At 59.1% G+C, this 1279-nt stretch carries 1 protein-coding gene; it reads left to right on the top strand.

Annotated elements, in window-relative coordinates; all coding sequences use genetic code 11:
* Window positions 1-1279: hypothetical protein (locus QWE_RS24225; RefSeq protein ID WP_006728818.1), on the top strand; the 1279-nt coding region annotated here is incomplete at both ends.

Genomic DNA, 1279 nt, shown 5'->3' with positions numbered 1-1279 from the left:
TTGATGATGGCCTGACGCTTTCGGATGTGGACTCGACCGGCTGGACGAAGATCAGCTTCACGATTGCCGGAGCGCTTCCCGGTGATGGTCTCCAGCTTCGCAACCCCGATCTTCCGAGCGCGGTTCAGAGCAAGCTCGGGACTGAGAGCGGTGAGAATGGAACGACCTTTGTGATAGAGGCTGCCACAGGGCAGGTGTTCAGCGAGGCCGACATCAAGGCGATCATCAACCACCTGCGCTTCTTCGTCGATGAGAAGACGCCGCAGACGTCGCCGGACCGGACGCTGCAGATCACGCTGACGGACAATGGCGATGGGACAACCAACGCAGGTGTCAACAGCAACACGTTCGAGGTGACGATTGCCGTCACTGGCGTGAACGACACGCCAAACGACAACCGCAGCAACGCTGTGTCTGTGGCGACAGCCGAAGATACGGGTATTGCGGATCTGACGAGCCTGATGCGCACGACGTTCGGCGGTTCGCAGAACCCTTATAACTTCGTCGATCAGGACGATGACACCAACGATGTGGGTGGCACACCAGCCCAGATGACGCTGAGCGTTGCCCACGGTACACTGACCTTCACCGATGGTTCCGGCCTGACGGTCGTCAGCGGCAATGGCACTGGCGCGATCGTCGTGCAGGGCTCTGTCGCCAACCTGAACAGCTTCATCAACGGTGGTGGTGCAGCAAACGTTTCCTATCAGCCGAACACCAACTTCTTCGGCCAGGACACGCTTTCGTTCCAGATCAGCGATCAGGGTGACCAGGGCATGGCTGCGAAACTCAGCCAGGTTCGCACGGCAACGATCAACGTCTCGCCTGTGAACGATGCGACGGTGATCTCCGGGACGGTCACGTCAGTTGCGTACACGGAGATTGATGGGTCCAACAATGTTCTGCCGGGCTCGAATGCTCAGAAGCCGTTCATGTCGGTTGATGATGGCCTGACGCTTTCGGATGTGGACTCGACCGGCTGGACGAAGATCAGCTTCACGATTGCCGGAGCGCTTCCCGGTGATGGTCTCCAGCTTCGCAACCCCGATCTTCCGAGCGCGGTTCAGAGCAAGCTCGGGACTGAGAGCGGTGAGAATGGAACGACCTTTGTGATAGAGGCTGCCACAGGGCAGGTGTTCAGCGAGGCCGACATCAAGGCGATCATCAACCACCTGCGCTTCTTCGTCGATGAGAAGACGCCGCAGACGTCGCCGGACCGGACGCTGCAGATCACGCTGACGTACAATGGCGATGGGACAACCAACGCAGGTGTCAACAG

It is taken from the genome of Agrobacterium albertimagni AOL15 (genome assembly GCF_000300855.1).
GTDB classification, from domain to species: domain Bacteria; phylum Pseudomonadota; class Alphaproteobacteria; order Rhizobiales; family Rhizobiaceae; genus Allorhizobium; species Allorhizobium albertimagni.
Note: the sequence above shows the minus strand (reverse complement) of the source record. Positions and strands in the feature narration are given on the sequence as shown.